This is a genomic window from Bradyrhizobium elkanii USDA 76 (assembly GCF_023278185.1).
Classification (GTDB): Bacteria; Pseudomonadota; Alphaproteobacteria; order Rhizobiales; family Xanthobacteraceae; genus Bradyrhizobium; species Bradyrhizobium elkanii.
This window is the reverse complement of record NZ_CP066356.1, coordinates 3,410,384-3,430,727: the sequence shown is the minus strand read 5'-3', so window position 1 is coordinate 3,430,727 and position 20,344 is coordinate 3,410,384. Positions and strand designations below refer to the sequence as shown.

The 20,344-nt window shown below is 56.5% G+C and carries 13 protein-coding genes; 4 read left to right on the top strand and 9 right to left on the bottom strand.

What is annotated here, in order from left to right; translation table 11 throughout:
• Nucleotides 1–173: 173 nt before the first annotated feature.
• Genes wecB through JEY66_RS16405 form a run of 3 tightly spaced genes read right to left on the bottom strand, consistent with a single transcriptional unit; the run spans nucleotide 174 to nucleotide 4,513 of the window.
• Nucleotides 174–1,259 carry a non-hydrolyzing UDP-N-acetylglucosamine 2-epimerase gene (gene wecB / locus JEY66_RS16415; protein ID WP_026193043.1) on the bottom strand — a complete coding sequence of 362 codons (1,086 nt, stop codon included), beginning with the start codon at nucleotides 1,257–1,259 and terminating at the stop codon, nucleotides 174–176.
• A 5-nt stretch (nucleotides 1,260–1,264) separates the two neighbouring features.
• The gene (asnB, locus tag JEY66_RS16410) at nucleotides 1,265–3,286 is read right to left on the bottom strand and encodes an asparagine synthase (glutamine-hydrolyzing) (protein WP_026193044.1); all 2,022 of its coding nucleotides are present in this window, start codon (nucleotides 3,284–3,286) and stop codon (nucleotides 1,265–1,267) included.
• Nucleotides 3,287–4,513: a lipopolysaccharide biosynthesis protein gene (locus JEY66_RS16405; protein WP_157183467.1), complete on the bottom strand. Its 1,227-nt coding sequence runs from the start codon at nucleotides 4,511–4,513 to the stop codon at nucleotides 3,287–3,289.
• 399 nt (nucleotides 4,514–4,912) lie between these two features.
• On the opposite strand from JEY66_RS16405, the gene JEY66_RS16400 reads away from it, so the two are divergent.
• Nucleotides 4,913–5,917, top strand: coding sequence for a Wzz/FepE/Etk N-terminal domain-containing protein (locus JEY66_RS16400; protein ID WP_129965151.1), 1,005 nt, complete (start codon nucleotides 4,913–4,915; stop codon nucleotides 5,915–5,917).
• A gap of 283 nt (nucleotides 5,918–6,200) precedes the next feature.
• Here JEY66_RS16400 and tnpC read toward each other — a convergent pair whose 3' ends face one another.
• From tnpC to tnpA, 3 genes are read right to left on the bottom strand one after another with little or no spacing between them, the layout of a single operon-like run.
• Nucleotides 6,201–7,853, bottom strand: coding sequence for an IS66 family transposase (tnpC, locus tag JEY66_RS16395; RefSeq protein WP_018272693.1), 1,653 nt, complete (start codon nucleotides 7,851–7,853; stop codon nucleotides 6,201–6,203).
• A gap of 46 nt (nucleotides 7,854–7,899) precedes the next feature.
• Entirely contained in the window at nucleotides 7,900–8,247 is a 348-nt protein-coding gene (gene tnpB / locus JEY66_RS16390; protein ID WP_018272694.1) for an IS66 family insertion sequence element accessory protein TnpB, read from the bottom strand.
• Entirely contained in the window at nucleotides 8,244–8,645 is a 402-nt protein-coding gene (gene tnpA, locus JEY66_RS16385; RefSeq protein WP_018272695.1) for an IS66-like element accessory protein TnpA, read from the bottom strand. Before tnpA ends, tnpB begins: the two co-directional genes overlap by 4 nt.
• 1,990 nt (nucleotides 8,646–10,635) lie before the next feature.
• On the opposite strand from tnpA, the gene JEY66_RS16380 reads away from it, so the two are divergent.
• The 3 genes from JEY66_RS16380 (at nucleotide 10,636) to JEY66_RS16370 (ending at nucleotide 15,884) form a co-directional block, all read left to right on the top strand.
• Nucleotides 10,636–10,932 carry a hypothetical protein gene (locus JEY66_RS16380; RefSeq protein ID WP_018272696.1) on the top strand — a complete coding sequence of 99 codons (297 nt, stop codon included), beginning with the start codon at nucleotides 10,636–10,638 and terminating at the stop codon, nucleotides 10,930–10,932.
• 1,478 nt (nucleotides 10,933–12,410) lie between these two features.
• The gene (locus JEY66_RS16375; RefSeq protein WP_018272321.1) at nucleotides 12,411–13,754 is read left to right on the top strand and encodes an IS1380-like element ISBdi2 family transposase; all 1,344 of its coding nucleotides are present in this window, start codon (nucleotides 12,411–12,413) and stop codon (nucleotides 13,752–13,754) included.
• Nucleotides 13,755–13,910: 156 nt separating this feature from the next.
• The gene (locus JEY66_RS16370) at nucleotides 13,911–15,884 is read left to right on the top strand and encodes an acyltransferase family protein (RefSeq protein ID WP_080650394.1); all 1,974 of its coding nucleotides are present in this window, start codon (nucleotides 13,911–13,913) and stop codon (nucleotides 15,882–15,884) included.
• Between the two features lie 321 nt (nucleotides 15,885–16,205).
• On the opposite strand, the gene JEY66_RS16365 is transcribed toward JEY66_RS16370, so the two are convergent.
• From JEY66_RS16365 to JEY66_RS16355, 3 genes are all read right to left on the bottom strand, one after another.
• Nucleotides 16,206–17,264, bottom strand: a complete 1,059-nt coding sequence (locus JEY66_RS16365) for a Gfo/Idh/MocA family protein (protein WP_026193046.1) — start codon at nucleotides 17,262–17,264, stop codon at nucleotides 16,206–16,208.
• Entirely contained in the window at nucleotides 17,264–18,571 is a 1,308-nt protein-coding gene (locus tag JEY66_RS16360; RefSeq protein WP_018272702.1) for a nucleotide sugar dehydrogenase, read from the bottom strand. The genes JEY66_RS16365 and JEY66_RS16360 overlap by 1 nt, the downstream gene beginning before the upstream one ends.
• Before the next feature lie 241 nt (nucleotides 18,572–18,812).
• Nucleotides 18,813–20,336 (bottom strand): tripartite tricarboxylate transporter permease, encoded by a 1,524-nt coding sequence (locus tag JEY66_RS16355; RefSeq protein WP_018272703.1) that lies wholly within the window; start codon nucleotides 20,334–20,336, stop codon nucleotides 18,813–18,815.
• Nucleotides 20,337–20,344 lie beyond the last annotated feature (8 nt).

Below are 20,344 nucleotides of genomic sequence, written 5' to 3'. Positions count from 1 at the left end.
GGGCTTACAGACCCTACTGCCGAAAATACCGTATACGTCCATAATATCTCCCCAGGGTCGGTTCTAGCAAATGTGACTGGGCCTATCGGCAATACACATAGAATCGCACCGATGGAGACCTTCAAGTCTTTGCCGAGCGGACCATCACTGGCAGCAGGCGATCGCTCCTGATTTCAGTCTTGGCCTCGTTCAGCGCAAAGGGACAGAACCCTCTCTACAACTTTTTCGGAAGCGTGGCCGTCACCGTAGAAATTCGGCCAAACTGTAGGTCCCCTGGCTTCGCGGATCGCGGAACTTATGCGATCAGGATCAGCACCAACCAACGTATTCCAACCGCTTTCGACCAACTCGGTCCACTCGGTTTCATCCCGCATTGTCACACAAGGCTTCCGCATGAAGAAGGCCTCCTTCTGGACACCTCCCGAGTCCGTCGCGATACAAGAGGCATACCGCTCAAGCTGTAGCATCGTCATAAAGCCCACGGGATCTAGAATAGTTACATTGCTAGGCACCGCCAATTGGTAGTCAGTGAGCTTATCACGCGTTCGCGGATGGAGCGGCAGCAGAACCGGACGGCCAGAGCGACGCAACCCTTCAAAAATTCCGGCCAGACGTGTTCGATCGTCAGTATTTTCCGCGCGATGGATCGTTGCCAAAGTGAATCCGGAGCATTCCAAGCCATAGTCCTTTGGGTCGAACTTTTTTTCGGCCGACGCCCCATAGCGCAAGCATGCGTCGAACATTACGTCGCCAACGTTTTCGATGCTTGATTCCGACAGCCCCTCCAAAAGCAACTGACGCAAAGCAGTTTCGTTGGGAGTGAATAGAACGTCGCTGACGTGATCTGTCGCAATCCGATTGATCTCTTCGGGCATGGCGCGGTTGGCTGACCGGAGGCCTGCTTCGACGTGGGCTACGGGAATATGCAGCTTGACTGCAGCGAGCGCGCCGGCCAGCGTGCTGTTCGTATCGCCATAGACAACAACCGCTTCGGGCCGCTCGGTCAGAAAAATGCTCTCAATTTGCTCGAGCATCCGACCAGTCATCGCCCCATGAGACAGGCCGTGCACAGCAAGGCGATATCGAGGAGCTGGAATCTGCAACTCCGCAAAAAAGACATCGCTCATATTCCCGTCGAAATGCTGACCGGTGTGAACGATATAATGGTCCACGTCAGCTTTTGCGGCAAAAGCGTGCGCAACGACTGCAGCCTTTACAAACTGTGGGCGCGCGCCCACTACTGAAATTATCCGTCGCATATTACTCACAGTCGGATTTGAAATTTCTTAAGCCACGCTCCAAAACATACCACCCGCCACACGTGGTAGCTAAACGGAGCCTTACCCGCCAATACGTTCGAGAGCACTTCGCGCATCGCCGGCTTGATGATTCCTCCAGACCATTTGATCGCCTCGTCAATCCTGTCGGAGACTTGTCTCGCTTGCTTGCCTTTCATCCAATATTCTTCCGCGGTCAAGAACCCCTTCTTGTCATGACGAGTCAATATTCTCTCAGGAACCAGACCACGCATAGCCTCTCGAAGCACGCGCTTGGTTAGACCACGCTCGAGCTTGAACGCGTCGGGCAAACTAAGGACAAATTCGACTAAGCGATAATCAAGAAATGGCACACGCGCTTCGATAGAATGCGCCATCGAGTTTCGGTCCTCCCAATGCAGAAGCATCTGCAGGTTGGCTCCGCTCAGCTGGGCGAGCGAAAGTTCGCGAATCGACTTGGCGCGCGCTCCAAGCGCCACCATAGGATCACGGTCCACCGCACCGAGCGCATGGACGTCGATCCAATCTCTTCGCATCTGCGTCATTCCCCCCAGTGCACCCAACGGACGAATTGAAGAAGGCATGAGATTTGCGAGAAAGTATTGCAAGAACTTATTAGGCCCGTAACCATGTAGCGCTCTTACAGACTGGAGCTCTGCACTAAATTCACTCAAACTCCCTTTCCGCAGAAGCCCAGAAAGCCTGGCGCCAATGAAGCCGTGATAACCAGCCAGATGCTCGTCGGCGCCTTGACCATCGAGCATAACGACAACATCTTGCTCGTGCACCGCGCGAAAAATACTCCACTGCGCGAAAATGCTGCCCGACCCAAACGGCTCGTCCTGCGTCCAGACCAGATCGTCGATTCGATCGAACAGTTCCTCGCCAGTCGGGAAGACGTGCGTTTCTTGAATATTGGTTCCGCGGGTCACCTCGGAAATGTAATCTCGCTCATCGATGCTGGAAAATTCCGAACATGACGAAAACGTTCTCTGGGGCTGCGTATTGCCTATCGAATCTAACAAACCACGCACCAGGCAAACGACGGAAGATGAATCAAGTCCTCCGGAGAGACAGGATCCAAGCGGCACATCTGCCCGCATTCGCAAACGCACCGCATCCAAGAGCAGTTCTCGCAGATGCTGCGCAGCGTCCTTAAACTCCAAGGGTGCACTGCGTATTTTCGACGAGAGGTCATACCACTTGGTTATCTTTAGCTTCGGCTCCAATGCTTCAACCAAACGTCCACTCGTATCCAATTGCACAACGGCGTAGTGGCCGGGCGGAATTTGATAGACTCCCTTGAATAAGGTCTCCTCGCTATGATCTTGGAGCCCCCATGCGAGAAAATCGAACGCGGGTTGAGCTCCAACCTCACGACGCCAAGTCGGCAACGCTGCGAATGCTTTAATTTCGGAAGCGAATGCCAGGGAGTCGCCCCCCTCTCCAACTAAATAGTAAAGCGGCTTGATACCGAATCGATCTCGGGCGAGCAGAAGTTTTTTCGTTTGCCGATCATACAGCGCCAACGACCACATGCCGTTGCAGCGATCGAACAGCTGTACACCCCACTTGTCGTAAGCAGCCAACAAGACTTCTGTATCGGTGCCGGAACGAAACGTGTAGCCGTCTTGTTGTAATTGCTCGCGCAGCTCAATGTAGTTGTACACTTCGCCGTTATAGACGATCCAGTAGCGGTCCATATACGACATAGGCTGATGGCCGAGCGGAGATAGGTCGACGATTGACAATCGGCGATGTCCCAAGGCAACAAATGACCGCTCCTCACTGCCTAGCCAGTCCCGTTGGTGTGCCGTCGGCCGATACGGCAACGAGTCCATTCCGTCGAACACGGCTGTGTCGTCGCCGGCCAGACAAAGAGGTCCCCTCTCTGGAAAAACCACGTATCCTTCGTCATCTGGACCTCGATGGCTGATAAGCTCCGCCATTCCGATCACATGACGAATGTCGATTGAATTCGACTGAACTAGTCCAACAATTCCGCACATCTAGAGCGCAACCCGATCAGCAAGGTGAAGATAGACGACATAACAGAAGAATTCACTTCCGACATAAGCAACGAGTAAGTGTTCTAGCGAAACGTCGCCCGCAAACGTCCAAAACAAACCAGAAGTCATCAGGAAATAGAACGTCTGCCAGATCGCGCAGATGCGCAACCGACGCTGCAAAATAAAGATACCTGTTACCGGAGAAACGCAGCATCGCACAGCGACCGGAGCGAATACCAAAAGAAGGAACGCAGTGTCGGTACGCCAATGGCTTCCCAGAAGTAACGAGAGCGCTGGCGATCCGAACAACCCAACACATACCAAGCCTACGCACGTCGCTACCGCCAGGCTGATCACAACCCGCCGCTGAAATCCTCTTGCGGACTGCCCGGCGCGGACAATGTCCCCCGCACGCTTCATAAAAACCTGCCCTACGGCCAAGGCAAACAGCATGAGTGGTGCGGCAAGGAGTCGTTGCGCCTGAGCGTAATTGCCCGCATCCATCGGCGAATAATGCGAAGAGATAAACCATATCGGAATAGCCAACGAGACCGTATCAAGGATTGAAGTAGGGAGCGACATCAATGGAAATTCGCGGAGTCGCCAAGCCTCCGAGATAACATCGCGCATATCTGCAGGCCGCAGCCCGCTGATGAACTTCGCGGCAACTGGCAAAGCAGTGAGGAAGCCGAGCAAGCAACTACCGACGAGACCGATCGGCAGAGTAATCGCGGCAACCGAAAACATGGCAGGCTGTCCAGCACGCAGTATACTCGACCACGCAAATTGGCCGCGCCGGATAGCGAACGTCGAGGTTGCTTGATAGATGCCGCAAATGAGGGCAGCCGCTGCGATCCAGGATGGGTTCAGTTGAGCGCCCACCGCGCGGCGAAATAACTCCTCTCCCCATTTGGAGCTAACGAGGACGAGTACCAGGGCCGCAGTGACCGCAGCTGCCAAACAAGCGACAATAAATACTCGAACTATTTGGTTATCGGCGGAGGCGTTGAGCGCAGCGTCATAACGAAGGCAAGCAACGGCCACGAAAACATTGCACACCGCCAAAAAGACGGCATATTCGCCAAACTGAGCTGGCGAGTATATGCGCGACAAGAACGGCGTCGCCGCCAAGACGATCAGCTGACCAGCCGCCGAACCTCCGGCGATAGTGGCCATATGCCTTAGGAATTGACTCCTAGCTAGTCGACTGCTGCTCTTGATATGCATATGCGTCGCGAGGGAACCAAGTTTAAGGACGCGCATGGGTCACAGTTGAGTTTAGAGCGCCAGCCGGCGAGGACCTTTCGTCTCGGCACGCGTCGGACTCGACGCACCGGACAAATGATGAACAACTTTTGATAAGCTTGGGATTTCCCCCTGTTGCAGCTATCCGTTCAGGTTGCCAACGTCAACCCCCGCTCTGAACGCTGCATGGGCCAAACGAATGAGGCCCTTTTGCGCGGAGAAAGCCAGCTTCCGCTTCGCCGTTGATGTCCCGCTGAAATCGCCACAGTTGCCTCAATCTGTGTTAGGCGTAGATGTAAATAGCGCCGATTTCCTGAACGCAAATCGTTTGTCGCTGGCTCGCGCTAGAGGCAAAACGACTCCTACCTTCCGAGACCAGCAATGCATCTTACAACCATGCGAACCACCGATTGGCTTTCTCTTGTTTGGAAGAATAAATACGTAGTTCTGCCTTGTGCGATCATAACCTTGATAATCGGCGTAAGCCTCGCAAGTCTCCTTCCTAAAACTTATGAATCGAATGCGTTGATCCGCGTAAATACGATGGACGCGTTTGCTCCATTTGCGGTGCTGATACCTGATGCTTCTTTTGGTACATCATCAAACATGGAACTCAGAGCGCAGCGGACCTTTGTAAATTTGGCTCGCGACAATAGCGCTTGGCGCACATACGTACTCTCTCATCGGCAGCTGTTTGGTCGTATCGACCTGAACGACGCTAATAAGCTCCGAGATATTATCACCAAAGATATCGTCATTGTCCCGTCCCTCAACACTCAGGATCCAACGGATACATCGATTCAGATAAGGTTTAGGTACAAGGGAGAGACATCTGGTCCCGAGATTTTGAATGGGTATGTCAATTCAACGATCGCCGCCACAAAGCAGACCATTTTGGCGGAAGGTCGATCAATTCTGATTGCGGCGAAAACCAAGTCAGAACTCGAGCTGGCGAGACTCCGTCAATCGCGGGATTTGGCCGCGAATCAACAGATGCTTGAATATCGGAATGCCTTTGACGCCGCCAAAGATGCGGGAATTGAGAAACCTTTGGCAGTCAGCTCTACCGCGTCCGTGTCAGTTATAAACGGACAAATGCCACTTTATCTAAATGGCACTACGGTCTTGGATGCTGAACTGAAGGGCCTTTCGAAGCGGATAGGAAACGATCTCGCTATTCCTGGATACGCCGACATCATGGCCTCTATAACGGATTACGAGGGCAAGCTAAAACTCCTCGATAATGCTCTGGCTGATCCGATGCGGGTTACCCAATCAGCCTACGAGTACCCATCAATATTTCCGCCGATGCTTCCAATAGCCCTAATTTCCTTCTTGATAGGGGGCGTCCTAGCAGTCTTGTGGAGCTATCAGCGATCGAAGTGATTTATCACCGTCCACGATGACGCTTGGCCGTTCGACCTTGCTGACCTGTCTGGGCAGCAATCACTTGAGCTCATGCCCTGCCATTCTGCCATTTGGCGCGGATCCATAAGATTAGCTTGCTTGACTAGGCTAACGACCCGAGGCGCTCATGCCCAAGGTGTAAGCGCTGTTCAGCGGCCATCTACCGGACGACGGGGAGAACTACGGTACGCATACGACGAGGACCGCCTGATTGATGCATGCGCGCGGGCACGGCGAGCTCTATGACGGTGTTGCGTGAAGATCAGGCGGCCTGCTGATCGGCAGGCTTGTCGCCTTGGCGCAGGAGCTTCCATTCCCAGGGTAGCAGTTCGTGCAGACGCGAAGCGGGAAGATCGGCGATACGGGCGAGGACGTCGGCGAGCCAGGCCTTGGGATCGACGTCGTTGAGACGACAGGTCGTGATCATCGTCAGCATGATGGCGGCACGGTCGGCACCACGCTGGCTGCCGGCGAAGGTCCAGTTGCGCCTTCCCAGGGCGATGCCTCTCAATGCGCGCTCAGCGCAATTGTTGGTCAAGCAGATCCTGCCATCGTCGAGGAAGCGGGCGAAGTTGTCCCAGCGCCTGAGCATGTAATTCATCGGCTTCAGGACCTCGGACGAGCGAGAGAGGGTTTCGCGCTCACGCAACAACCAGGCGTGCATGTCCCCGAGGAGCGGCTTGCTCTTTTCCTGGCGCACGGCGTGCCGCTCGTCGGCGCCGCAGCCGTTAATGGCGCGCTCGATCTCGAACAACACATCCAGGCGCCTGACCGCCTCCAGCGCGATCGGAGAGACCGGTTTACCTCTCTTGCCTTCCCGGGCATTCTTCTCGATGTCAGCCAGCTCGAAGAAGCCCCGCCGCGCATGGGCGAAGCAAAACGCCGGCGTAATCGGCAGCACCTTCTTTTGCGGGTCGAACAGCGGCTCGAAGCCGTTGTAGCAATCGGCTTGCAGGATACCGGCGAAGGCGGCCAGATGCTTCTGGGGATGCTCGCCTCGTCGGTCGCTCGAGGCGTAATAGACCGCCGCCGGCGGCGCAGGCCCGGCAAAGGGCCGGTCATCCCGCACATAAGTCCAGATCCGCCCGGTCGTGCACTTGCCCTTCGCCAGGATACGGATGGTGGTGTCATCGCCATGAAGGCGCTCGGCAGCGAGCACATGGCGTTCGATCAAGTGGAAGAGCGGCATGACGGCGAAGGTCCCGTGGCCGACCTGGTCGGCCAGCGTCGACAGCGGCAAATCAATCCTCTCGGCCTTGAAGCGCGCACTCTGGCGGTTGAGCGGGATATGCATGCCGAACTTGTCGAACAGGATCGTCGCCAGCAATTGTGGGCCGATGAAGCCGCGCGGCGTGGCATGGAACGGCGCAGGCGGCTGGCTGATCTTCTCGCAATCGCGGCAGGTGAACTTCTCGCGCACTGTCTCGATGACCTTGAAGCGACGCGGGATCTCCTCCAGCGTCTTGGTCACATCCTCGCCGATCTTCGCCAGCCGCGATCCGCCGCAGCAGGCGCAGCTCGTCGGAGCGTCAATGACGACGCGCTCGTGTTCGATGTCGTCCGGCCAGGGCTTGCGCACCGGCCGCCTGCGCGTGAAGGGGCGGACGTTCTGAGTCTTCGCCGCTGCGGCCTGCGCCGCAAGCTCATCCTCGCTCGCCGTGGTGACGAGGTCTTCGAGCTCCAGTTCCAACTGCTCGAGCAGCCGCGCCGTGCGCTCGGAGCGCTGCCCGTACAGTTCGCGTTTGAGCTTCTCGATCCGCAACTCGAGATGCGCGACCAGCGCCTCGTTGTCCGACAGCTCCGCCTGCGCGCTGGCAGCCACCGCCTCAGCTCGCAGCCGCGCCTCACGCTCGGCCTGCAGCGTCGCCAGGGCACTCGCAAGGTCCGATGGAAGATCGTCCGGCTTCGATGTCATGAAGCCATTGAATCAGATCAAGCAGAAGATTCAAACTGTAAAACGGCTATCCGACCCGCGTCGGACGCTGGGTTTCTTGAGGGTTGCGCCAATCGATCCCGGACAACAGATAGCTCAACTGCGCCGGAGAGATCGTTACCGATTCACCGGCAACCGATGGCCAGATGAACTTTCCTCTCTCGAGTCTTTTGGTAAACAGGCATGCTCCCTGGCCATCGTGCCAGATCACTTTCACAAGATCACTGCGCCGACCGCGGAAGACGAACAGATGACCGCTGAGCGGGTCTTTGCGCAGCACCTCCTGCACTTGAAGTGCCAACGACGGAAAGCCTCTGCGCATATCCGTGTAGCCTGTCGCGAGCCACACTCGCACGCCGCTCGGAACCGGGATCATCGGCGCACCAGGGCATCGAGAACTCGTCGCAGCGCGTCTCCATCAACGTCACCATCGACCCGGATGCGGTGTCCGCTACCGAGATCAATCTCGATGATGCCCTGGCTCCTCCGTCGACGCGCCGGCGCCGTCGTCAATGGCGCTTCGGCCACATCCCGCGGCGGCACAGACGGCCCAATCTCGACCGCCACTAACGGCGCTACACTCGTTTCACCGTGCTTGCAAAGCTCTTTGCGCCACCTGAACAGCTGGCTCACATGAAGGCCGGCCATGCGAGCCACCTCGGAAACGGTGGCTCCGGGCTCGAGCGATGCTGCAACTAGCCGTTCCTTCTCATCCTGCGACCACCGACGCCGCCGCTCGACCGATGTGATCACCTCTGCCCGCGAAATCGTCATAGCGCTTCTCCTAGGATTACCCCTAGGACCTGCAGCGCTCGCGTCCGTCAAACAAGGCGGCCCTCAACGGAGGGATACGAACTACGAGTCTGCGATTCGGTTCGAACCGTTAGGCTTAGAATGCGCGCTGTCAAGCGCCGCGGCAACCGTGGGGCCTTGCCGGCGGATCTGCCGTAGATCGAGATCGTCGCTGGTTTTCATCCACCATTTGTAGTGGCGAGGACTCTGCATGCAGAAAGTCCGCGATTGTTCAGACTACTAGAAGTTCTTCCCTGATCAATTAGCGAATAAGTTACCCGGCACAATCTTGAAGCATTTCTGGCGTCGACCAGGACACCAAGACAGCGCGAACGATATCTCGATCCAGGATCCAGGCTGGGCATCCAGATAACTAAGCGCGGCAACCTTATTTGATGAGCTATAACTTGCCGCTCAACAGCGAAGTGATCAGGGACCTGTCGTCTGGGCCCTCTTGATAAAACAAAACACTGACGGCTAGCCATCCAAATAGGATGGCAAAGACGATCGTGAATCTTCGCAGCCAAGGATGTCGATAGCGGTCCATACCAACATGCCTCCCCAAGTGTACTAAACGCCAATACTGTTCCGGTTCCTCTAACTTGATACCGGAACAATTGAATACATCCCCGCGGCTCGCTGACTGCCCCAAAGCGAGACCCTCCTCGCCTCATCCTTCACTTTTGCAGCTACCCGCAATGGTAGCTCAGCATTGTGCTGCGCGATCGCTGTGGGGCGCTACCGTCTCTTTGCTGGCATCGTTAAGGCTCATCCCTAGGTCGATTCGGTCGAGGAAAGGGTGGATTATATCGATCCAAGATTACTGCTTTCCTCTGCGGCGATTGCGAGAAAGCGCTGTCGAACTTGTCGTCATAATCGCGCAGACGTGGAGCTTTATCGACCGAATCACGTCCATAGGCTCCGTTCCATTCATCAAAGTCCGGCACGACGCACCTCCGTCTTTAGATGAAGGTCGGTTAACATCGTTGCGTGCATAAAGCTGTATCGTCGGCGTCACACGGACCCACCAACCTGACACTGGCCCGCTCACCGCTTCAGGGAGACATCCGTCGTCTGACGAATTGGCGCGTAATGCGGTATCTTAACACCTCTAGATGACGAATTCAGCTACCGTCGATCCGACGATCGTCGACGGCGGCCTTTCTTAACTGGATGCGGCGATCGACGAAGCATTCGCCGCGTCTTGGTCCTTGCCGCCAACGAATTTAGTTCTGCTGCATAACAATGTTGGTCGAAACGCAATCAATGGACTGGCGTGGTGGCCCTCTCGCAAGAGTTTAACGATGCCGCCATAACCGCTCTCCTCGCTGCTGAATGCGACATGATCGCCGACCAGACATTGGGTGCGCAGCGAGATCCTGGAAAGTTTTGTTCAGCGCCGCTACAATTACTCACTCCGCTGTTCTCTTCCCTGACCAATGCCAGAACAGCTCACACTGTTCGCGCGTCCAGTCTTTAGAATTTCTGCTCATCACCAATCAAGTCACTGAAAATGGATTGCTGAGAAAATGGGTTGCCGAAATGGCCCACATCCGGCCGGCCAAGCCGGCCCCCCCTACTGCCCGTCGAATGATAACAGTCGCCCACTTCGCAGACTATCCGGCTATACTCGATCGGATAGCCTTGTTCGCGAACAAGCAGGCAGCGGAATGCTGTCCCCGTTCGTATCCTTTGGCATAACCTAACCGCCAACCTGCAAAAAAACAGACACCACTGATTAGCACTAGCACAATAACGAACATCTTGGTCCGTCCCCTGGCGCAAGGTCGTAATAGGAGCGTTGCTATACTGCTTCCGTCAACGTGGTCGAGGGTTTTGGCTGGCGGTCCGCACACGGAACGCAGCGCGCCGTTGCCCCCGCAATTCTACGGGGATTTCATGGCTTGTAAGCCCCTGGCACCATTGCATAAAACCTACATGCCAATTTTGTCCCTCAATTTTGAGTCCACCCATGTTGAAGAATATCCTTTGTACCTTTATCGGATCAATCGGCCTCGTGACTACGGCTGCCGCCCAGCCTAACACGATCGACTGTTCGGCGTTTTCGAAGCGATCGGACGGCACGTGGTATGTCGGAGCCCCGACGACTTTTGACGTCGGAAATACCACATCGATAACTGTCGCTGTCCGCGCGGTTGGCCGAAATTTCATGAACATTGCTGGGGACGATCTGTTCGATTTGATCGAGGCCAAGTGCGGGAAGGAGCGATGGCAACCGACGGCGGATCACGCAGGTAGTGACCATTGACAACATTAATGCAGGATTGGGAGCGATTAGTTCCCGCTATTATGATCGGTGTTGGAGCCGCATTTGTGCTCGTCGGCCTCGTCGCCCGACGCCGCCATTGGCGAGCGGAAGAAGCGAGCGACGAAGGCCATCAAGTGGTTGCACAACCCCGGCCACAAATGGCACCGCTGCCGCGTTTGTTGTCCACGGCCCGCGCAGACGACGAGAGACGATAATTCAGCTTATTTGCGATCAAGAATTCAATTAGCCCCTGCCCTGTTGCGCCGAGCACAGGTACAACGCCCGCCAGCGTTTTCATGTCGCGCAACTAGGCCCACCATTTCTCGATTATACGAGCCGGCTTAATCCGGCTCTCGGACGAACTGAATGAAAAAACTGTCAGTCGATCCCCACCCAACCGATGGCAGCCGTAACTTCTTTCGCGGAAGCTGTACTCAATTACTCGGCCGTGACGTGTTCCTTGTGGTCGGAAAGCTCGGGCTCCATTCCGCTGGCCTTCCCCGATGCTGCCGAGGCGAGCACGTCGGCTGCATCGTTCTGGTCTAGGCTTCAGCCGGCCGAGTCGCCACGTGCCGTTAGTAGGCCTTCTTGTCGATCTGCCGATGCGCATCGTCAGCGTTCAGCACAAAACCAACGGCAACCGCAATCTTCCAATTCTTAGCAAGGCGATTGCGCCGAGTGCCAGAAAATACAAGCCTGAGGCGACCATGCTCCACAGCCGGCGCGAGTCTGTGTGTCAATTGTCAATGAGTACTGCACGCGTGATTTCGCGCCCATGAAATGGGGGACATTAGTGGCCCCGTGGTTTCGGACTATCTACCCAGCATCAAGCTGGATAGGTCCCTTTGACGCGATCTACTTATGGTTGATCTGAAACAAGGATGTAGTGGAACGAATTGCGTGCGACTGAAGACGTTCTGCGCATCGCTTGCTCAGGCCAGGTCCCCCGCGTATGGTCGCCGTGAACTCAATAAAGATGCTAAAGCCTTGCTCCCCGAGACAGAACCATCGCAGTCGACTAGCCCGTCTTATTCGCGAGAGGGCGCCTGAGAGGCTGGCGAGCGTGGTGTAAAGCGCTGATGCGGCGTAGGATTCGGTTGTGAAGCCAACCCCATCACCTCAACCGCGAACGCCACGCCCGCCATGACCGATGATACGATTTCAGACCACTATCGAGAAGCAAGAATTCAACACAAATAAAACCTCTGCCTCGCGCTCGATCTCTTCATGCTTGATAGTCTCGTTTCGGAGGCTGATCACCTACCGCGTCTAATAGGCCGCTCGCGCCGGTTTCTTTGGACGCGGCACGACCGCGACTCCACGTTTCGGCACAGAAATGATCGGGAGTCACTCAATCTTTCTTCAACTTAACCCGTCTTATTCGTAAGAGTGCGTCTGAGGGGTAAAGCGCTGATGCGGCGTAGGATTCGGTTGCGAAGCCAACCCCATCACCTCCAACCGCGAACGCCACGCCCGCCATGACCGACGATACGATTCCGCCCTTCTCGTTTCCAGCCGTTCACGCCAAGAAAGTCACAGCTGCCTTCGATGGTGGGCGCCTAACCTCGAACGGGGGCGTGATGCTTCTGGCGATGGCCGAGCGGCGTCTCGGTTTGGCCAACAATCTGGCCCGGGTGTTCCCGGATCGGCGCGATCCGACGCGGGTCGTGCACAGCCTTGTCGATATGTTCCGCGCGCGCATGTTCGCGATCTGCTGCGGCTACGAGGACGCCGACGACCTCGATCATCTGCGGTCCGATCCCGCATTCAAGCTGGCCTGCGGACGGCTGCCGGACACGGGCCGCGATCTGTGTTCCCAACCGACGCTGTCGCGGCTGGAGAATGCTCCGCGCCTGCGCGACGTGATCCGACTGACCTACATTTTGGTCGACGCATGGATGGATAGCTACCCGCGCGAGCCGGCATCCGTCACGCTCGACATCGATGATACCTGCGATGTCGTCCACGGCCATCAGCAGCTCTCGCTGTTCAACGCTCATTATGACGAACGCTGCTTCCTGCCGATCCACGTCTACGACACGGAGAAGAGCCGGCCCGTGGCCGTCGTGCTGCGGCCCGGCAAGACGCCGGGCGGCGTCGAGGTGCGTGCCCATCTGCGCCGCCTGGTACGGCATATCCGGACGCGATGGCACAACACGCAAATTACGTTCCGTGGCGACGGGCACTATGCCCGGCCGGAGGCAATGGCGTGGTGCGAGACCAACGGCATCGACTACATCTTCGGTCTGTCCGGCACCAAGCCTCTCGCCAGAAAAGTCGACGAGGTCGCCGACGACATCCGCACCCGACGCGCCATCGAGAACCTGCCGGTTCTGCGTGGCTATACCGAGACGCGCCACAAGGCAAAGTCCTGGGATCGCGAACGGCGCACCGTCGCCCGTATTGAGGCGACGATGCTCGGCCTCGACATCCGCTTCGTCGTCACCAGCCTCGATGTCGGCTCGGCCGAGTGGATCTACGACAGCCTGTATTGCGCGCGCGGCCAAGCCGAGAATCTGATCAAGCTGCATAAGACGCAGCTCGCCTCCGACCGCACCAGCTGCCGTTCGGCGCTCGCCAACCAGGTCCGTCTCGTGCTCCATACGGCCGCTTATTGGCTGATGCTGACCGTGCGCGACGCCATTCCCAAAGTCCGGGAATTGGCCGCTGCCGAGTTCGCGACGCTGCGTCTTCGGCTCTTGAAAATCGCCGCCCGTGTCGTCGAGACCACGAGCCGCATTCGCCTTGCGTTTGCCGCGGCATGTCCCGAAGCCGACCTGATCTGCGGCTTGCCCGGCGCGCTGCTGCCGCTCGGTCCTTGACCGGCGGGGCGTCCGCCCCCGTTCGCCCAACCCATCCCTCAAGCGCGTTGCAAAGTACCGGTCGTCAGGCGGCGAAAAGCCGAAGGCAATCCTGTGCGCCTCGTCAGAGCAGATGTGCGGCCACATCAATCGGACTAGAAAAACGCACTCTCACGAATAGGACGGGCTAGGCGTCCAGAAATCCAAGGACTTCGCGCGCTCGCGATCCTTGCAGTCATCATCTATCACAGCAGCAATGCATGGCTACCCGGTGGTTTCATTGGGGTGGACCTGTTCTTCGTCATCTCCGGCGCACTGATTGTTCGCACATTGATTGATGAGATTTTGGCGACGCACCGAATCGACATCTTGGGTTTTTGGGGGAGACGCGCCAAGAGACTTATTCCGAATGCTGCACTCGTCTTGATATTTGTACTTTTGAGTAGCGCACTCCTGCTGCCCTCCTATCGATATCGAACGATCTATCCTGACGTCATCTCGGCGGCAGGTTTCTGGTCGAATTACCATTTCGCGAATAATGCGTTCGATTATTTTAGAGCTAACGACCTTCCAAGCCCGGTACTTCACTTCTGGTCGCTATCGATCGAGGAGCAATTCTACATCGCTCTGCCCATTGTACTGTCAGCGGCCACGCCGCTCTTGCGATGGTCAAGACGTAGGCTCACCCTCACCCTAGCTTTGATCTGCGTCAGTTCATTTGCATTCGGCCTGTACGCTATCGAGAAACACGGGAGCCCCTTCGCCTTCTTTCATACCGAGACCCGAATTTGGCAACTCGTCTTGGGCGGCCTTATCGGCGTTCACTTTTCTCATTTCGGAAAGGTCAGTGAAAGATTGAGGAGCGCGATTGGATACGCGGGAGCCCTCGCATTTTTGCTTTGCTGTTTCCTCCTAAACGACGACGTCTCCTATCCCGGTATCTGGTCTATATTACCGACCACCGCGGCTGCCTTGATATTGATCGGCTCGGCCTCACCCTCCTACCTGAAGTCGTTCCTATCTAACAAACGGATGGTGGAAATCGGCGATCGATCGTACAGCCTCTATCTCTGGCATTGGCCTCTACTAGCTATTGCAACTGAATGTTGGCCAGATTCTTGGGTTGCCAAGACCACTGCCATTGCGGCGTTCACAATTCTCGCGGTCGTTGCATACAAATTCGTCGAAGAACCAATCCATCGATCGGAGAGCATGCCGTTGCCCGCTCTGCGACTAATTACAGCGGTCGCAACGTTGGCTCTCATCATCTCGCTTGGCAATCTCATAGATGTCACCTTGCGAATATCTCCATCCGGCGCAAGAACGACTAGCATCGCGGCAGCGCAGAATGACTTCGGACAGAACTACACGGATCACTGCCACTTGGACTTTGACAGCACTACACAACCCCCATGCGTATATGGCGAGAGCGGCGCGTCGCAGACGGTCGTGCTTTTTGGCGACAGCCACGCCGCGCAGTGGTTCGCCCCTCTCGTTAAGGCCGCGACCCAAGCGAAATGGAAGGTTTTAGTACGCACAAAGACAAGCTGCCCCTCCGCGGATGCTTCGATGTGGTATCCACCAGGAAAGATCCCCTACGCGGCCTGCAGCAAATGGCGCGCGGCCGTGACAGAGGAGATATCCCAGTTAAGGCCCGACCTGATTATCCTGGCCAATTATTCGCATTACTATGGTTGGCTACGAGACCCAAACACAGGCGAAGTTTTAGATAGACCCGCAGCAAGGAAAGAGTGGGTTCGCGCAACCGACGTAATGATGACAACTCTTTTGAAGACGGGATCTCATTTATTGCTCATACGGGATAATCCGAAAATGCTGCCTTCCTATGTCGATTGTCTTCAATCTTATGGACTCTGCGGAAGAAACCGACACGATGCACTGAACGGAATGCCTGTTGACGAAAAGATGCTGACTTCACATCAACATGAAATTTCCACCTTAGACTTTTCTAATCAAGTTTGTGACGAGAACTTCTGCTCAGCCGAAAATAGCGGATCAATAATCTACCAAGATACTCACCATTTGACCGCGACCTTCACAGCGAGCATGTGGCGGCAATTCCTAAGCAAGCTAAGCGACCTCAAACAAGCGCGTGCCGATACTGAACCGACCAATGCGGGCATAAGATAGTTTGTCACAAAACAACGGCCTTTGGCCTGGAAGTTCGCGGCGAAACGCTGCTCGAAAAGCCAATCTTGGACTGCTGCTCAGCGAAGACTTCAACATGTCCGCGGCCACAACCTCAGAATCGTCCTAGCCTGATGCCTGCATCAGCGTATCAGGTCAACAGGCGAGTCAGCGGCCCGACGTCTTGAGTTGCTCCTATCCGCTCTTTTGCTGCAATCGCAGCAGCATCCACAAAGCCGCCAAGCGTCTGCCTAAATTCGTAAAGCAGCGAGCGGACTGGCGGACGTTGCCCGTGAGGGCCGCAGTTTCTAGTCCAAGAACACGTTAAACGTCGAGCGGAAGATGAACACGTCGTCCATCGCGCGCTGAACGATAAATCGCAGTCAGGACCTCAAGAGAACGAAGACCTTCCCGGCCATCCGTCTCGGGGTCTGCCTTTCCTCGCAGAACGTCGACCACATTCGCGTAGTAGAGAGGGTGACCGAATCCATAGACGGACGTGGTGTGATAGCTTGCGTTAGCGATCTCCTTGTCGTCATCGCTTTGCTGCGCAAACTCCCAGTGGAGGATCTGGTTAACGGCAACGCCGCCGATACGAACAGTCCCACGCTCTCCGAGAATTGTAATGGAACCCTCAAGGTTCTTAGGGTAGGTCAGCATGGTGACGTTCATTGAGCCGAGAGCGCCGGAGCGCCAGCGAATTGAAACGACACCACTGTCTTCCACTTCGATAGACCTCGCCAGTGTCGCGGTATAAGCTTGTAGGCTTTCAATAGGCCCGATCATCCAATCCAGGAGATCGACATAGTGACTGGCCTGATTCATAAAGGCACCACCGTCGAACTCCCAGGTCCCACGCCATTTCGCGCTGTCGTAATATTCCTGCGGGCGTGTCCAGAATACGTTGATATTGACCATATAGATTCGACCGAAACGTCCCTGATCGAGCGAACGTTTTAGCAATTGCAGAGTTGCATTGCGCCGATTTTGCTTCACGACGAAAAGGTGTACACCTGCCTTATCGCACGCTTCTACCATTGCAAGGCCATCGCGCCAACGCGTAGCCATCGGTTTCTCGGTGATAACGTGACGGCCGGTGGCGGCGATGGCCGTTGCTTGCTGACTGTGTAGGCCGCTCGGCGTAGCCAGCACCACGGCGTGCGCGGTTGTGGACGTGAGCATGGCACCCAGATCCGTCCACTTTTGTGCGCCTGTTAGCTTGCCTGCCGCTTCGAGAGCATTGGGATCAACGTCGCACACGTCGACAATCTCTGCTGAGTTGGCATGCTGCTGAATGGCAGCGAAGTGATTTTGGGCGATACGACCGCATCCGACTAGCGCAAAGCGTACCTTGCCATCGACTACTGGCGAAAGTTTCTTCATCATGACTTCACAATATTGTCCGCTGCATCGAGGTACTTGCCACGCGTGTCGACGATGATAGATGCGTGATCTCTGATCATCGCATAGTCAAACCGATCGTGGTCAGTGGCCAGCACAATACAATCAAATGATGCGATGGTGTCTGGCGTTAGCGACACACTCGATAAATCGAAATATGTATGGTGACGAAGCCTCGGAAAAACTGCCACGTGGGGATCGCTGTAAGCAACCTTAGCTCCCAAATCCTGTAGCTTCTCCATCAAAACCACTGCGGGAGATTCCCGCATGTCATCGACATTTTTCTTGTAAGCAATTCCCAACACCAGTACGGATGCGCCGTTCAAAGATTTGCGGACCTTATTGAGAGCTGTCACTACCTTGGTGATGACATAGTCCGGCATCGCCGCGTTCACCTCGCCCGCAAGCTCTATGAAGCGAGTATTCACACCGTATTCACGCGCCTTCCAAGTTAGGTAAAATGGGTCGATGGGAATACAGTGTCCTCCTAGCCCCGGACCCGGATAGTAGGGCACGAATCCAAATGGTTTCGTTGCGGCAGCACGAATTACTTCGTGAATATCGATTCCCATCTTGTCGGCGACGATCTTCATCTCGTTGACGAGACCGATGTTGACCGCACGATGGATGTTCTCGAGGAGTTTCGTTAGTTCTGCCGCGCGCGTCGAACTAACCGGAACGACACGGTCAATCACCTGCCCGTACAGCGCCATCCCAACGTCTAGACAATGCTTGGTAACGCCACCGCATATCTTTGGTATCGTCTGGGTTGAAAACGTCGCGTTTCCTGGATCTTCGCGCTCGGGTGAATAGACTAGGAAGACGTCTTGCCCGATGGTCAGTCCACACGACTGCACTCGCGGCGCCAACTCTTCATCAGTCGTTCCAGGATAGGTCGTGCTTTCAAGTGACAACAGCTGGCCCTTCCGCAAGTACGGCACGAGCGTGTCCGTGGTCTGAATCACAAAGCTGAGATCTGGCTCACGATACTTGTTGAGAGGCGTCGGCACGCACAGGATCAGTACGTCGGCCTCACCTGCGCGTGAAAAATCTGTCGTGGCCTCAAAACCCCTTGTGCGCACCTGAGCGATACGATCGGCAGGAATATGCTCAATGTAACTGTGGCCAGCATTAAGAGCATCAACCTTCAGTTTGTCGATATCGAAACCAATTACCCTAAATCCCACTTCGCTGAAGCGAAGGAGGAGTGGTAGCCCCACATAGCCCAGACCAACAATGCCGACTATAGAGTCTCGTGATCTGATTTTTTCCAAAAGCGCGGCCAACACCGGTTAACATCCTCATCAAGCTCTCGGCTGAGAGATTCAGCCGTACGCGCGATCGCGATCCGCTATGCATGGCTTAGTAACGTCGGCAGTCCCACAGGGCAACAAAATTAGGACACGAAACAGGCCCGTTACAACTCATTTTTTGGTCAAGTGTCCAGGAGAGCAGGTGATAGGCCGCCGGTTTGGGAGATATCCTGCAGCCGACCACATCTCGCGAAAACCCAGGCCTCAACTCTCGCCTTCAGCTAGACGGTCGCCGGAACCGTCGCAGCCGCAACTGCGCCACGGCAGCGACCGCGCTATCAATTATAGGCCAGAACAGTAGTACAATCGCCAGCGTCGTGATGGTGCCGACCAGGCCGTTCGACCAGAACACCTTCATGTCGCCGCCGGAGCCGATCATCGAGAGGCGGAACGCATCCTCGGCGCGGTTGCCGAGCACCAATGCCAGGGTGAACGGCGCGAGCGGGATCCCGATCTTCTTGAAGACGTAGCCGACGACGCCGAAGCCCAGCATCAGCCAGATATCGAACATCGCGTTCTGGATCGCATAGGCGCCGATCGCGCAGGACACCACGATCATCGGGGCTACGGCCGCGAACGGCACGCGCAGGATCGAGGCGAAGATCGGCACCGTGGTCAGCACCAGCACCAGGCCGACGACATTGCCGAGATACATCGAGGCGATCAGGCCCCAGACGAAATCCTTGTGCTCGACGAACAGCAGCGGCCCCGGGTTGAGGCCCCATACCATCAGGCCGCCGAGCAGGATCGCAGCGGTCCCCGAACCGGGAATGCCGAGCGCCAGCATCGGCAACAGCGCCGAGGTGCCCGAGGCATGCGCGGCGGTCTCCGGCGCGAACACGCCCTCGATCCGGCCTTTGCCAAAGCTCTCCTGATCCTTGGCGAAGCGCTTGGCGAGGTTGTAGCCCATGAAGGAGGCCGCGATCGCGCCGCCCGGCGTGATGCCGAGCCAGCAGCCGATCACCGACGAGCGCAGCAGCGTCACCCAGTATTTCGGCAGGTCCTTCCACACCGAGAGCACGGCGCGCAGGCTGATGCCGGCGGCGTGTCCGCGCAGCGCGAGGCGCTCCTCCATCGTGAGCAGGATCTCGCTGATGCCGAACAGGCCGATGACAGCGACGAGGAAGTTGATGCCGCGCAGAAGCTCCGCGGAGCCGAACGTCATGCGCAATTGCCCGGACACCGTATCCATGCCGACGCCGGCGAGCAGCAGCCCGAGCGACATCGAGATGACCGTCTTGTGCTTGGCCTCGCGGCCGAGGCCAACGAAGGAACAGAAGGTCAGGAGATAGACGGCGAAGAATTCCGGCGGGCCGAACCTCAGCGCAAACGACGAGATCATCGGCGCCAGGAAGGTGATCAGCAGCACCGCGACCAGCGAACCGACGAAGGAGGAGGTGAACGCCGCGGTGAGCGCTTCGGCCGCCCTGCCCTGTTGCGCCATCGGATAGCCGTCGAACGTGGTCGCGACCGACCAGGCTTCGCCCGGAATATTGAACAGGATCGAGGTGATGGCGCCGCCGAACAGCGCGCCCCAGTAGATGCACGACAGCATCACGATGGCCGATGTCGGGTCCATCGTGAAGGTCAGCGGCAGCAGGATCGCGACGCCGTTGGGGCCGCCGAGCCCGGGCAGCACGCCGACGAAGATGCCGAGCACGAGGCCGACCATCATCAACAGCAGCGTCTTCCACGTCAATAGGACGGCAAAGCCGTGCAGCAGGAGACCGAAAGCTTCCATGGTTCGAC

Excerpts from the sequence above, each read along its gene's own strand:
- wecB (WP_026193043.1), bottom strand. The coding sequence starts at position 1,259 with ATGCGACGGATAATTTCAGTAGTGGGCGCGCGCCCACAGTTTGTAAAG.
- asnB (WP_026193044.1), bottom strand. The coding sequence starts at position 3,286 with ATGTGCGGAATTGTTGGACTAGTTCAGTCGAATTCAATCGACATTCGT.
- JEY66_RS16405 (WP_157183467.1), bottom strand. The coding sequence starts at position 4,513 with ATGCATATCAAGAGCAGCAGTCGACTAGCTAGGAGTCAATTCCTAAGG.
- JEY66_RS16400 (WP_129965151.1), top strand. The coding sequence starts at position 4,913 with ATGCATCTTACAACCATGCGAACCACCGATTGGCTTTCTCTTGTTTGG.
- tnpC (WP_018272693.1), bottom strand. The coding sequence starts at position 7,853 with ATGACATCGAAGCCGGACGATCTTCCATCGGACCTTGCGAGTGCCCTG.
- tnpB (WP_018272694.1), bottom strand. The coding sequence starts at position 8,247 with ATGATCCCGGTTCCGAGCGGCGTGCGAGTGTGGCTCGCGACAGGCTAC.
- tnpA (WP_018272695.1), bottom strand. The coding sequence starts at position 8,645 with ATGACGATTTCGCGGGCAGAGGTGATCACATCGGTCGAGCGGCGGCGT.
- JEY66_RS16380 (WP_018272696.1), top strand. The coding sequence starts at position 10,636 with ATGTTGAAGAATATCCTTTGTACCTTTATCGGATCAATCGGCCTCGTG.
- JEY66_RS16375 (WP_018272321.1), top strand. The coding sequence starts at position 12,411 with ATGACCGACGATACGATTCCGCCCTTCTCGTTTCCAGCCGTTCACGCC.
- JEY66_RS16365 (WP_026193046.1), bottom strand. The coding sequence starts at position 17,264 with ATGAAGAAACTTTCGCCAGTAGTCGATGGCAAGGTACGCTTTGCGCTA.
- JEY66_RS16355 (WP_018272703.1), bottom strand. The coding sequence starts at position 20,336 with ATGGAAGCTTTCGGTCTCCTGCTGCACGGCTTTGCCGTCCTATTGACG.